This window comes from Leuconostoc sp. BM2, from assembly GCF_002095565.1.
Classification (GTDB): domain Bacteria; phylum Bacillota; class Bacilli; order Lactobacillales; family Lactobacillaceae; genus Leuconostoc; species Leuconostoc falkenbergense.
Genome location: NZ_MOWQ01000147.1, coordinates 1 through 210, shown reverse-complemented (window position 1 = coordinate 210; position 210 = coordinate 1). Strand labels below are relative to the sequence as shown.

The following is a 210-nucleotide window of genomic DNA, read 5'->3' as shown; positions in this document are numbered from 1 at the left end:
TCATGACAGAGTATATGCCAGCTTCTCGCATTAAACGACGAACTCGGTTGGTTCCATGATGCAAATTCAGATCAGCTAATGCTAATCGCAGACGTGGCGCGCCATAAGCTTTATAGTTATTTTGCCAAATTTCACGCAACAAAGCTTTTAAAATCGTGTCTTCTCGTTGTCGTTGGCTCTCAGTATAGTGAACCCAATCAAAGTAGGTGC

The 210-nt window shown here is 42.9% G+C and carries 1 protein-coding gene; it reads right to left on the bottom strand.

Annotated features, from left to right (window positions below):
* Positions 1-210, bottom strand: a 210-nt coding sequence (locus tag BMG01_RS10890; RefSeq protein ID WP_143472312.1) for an IS3 family transposase, incomplete at both ends; no start/stop codon positions are given.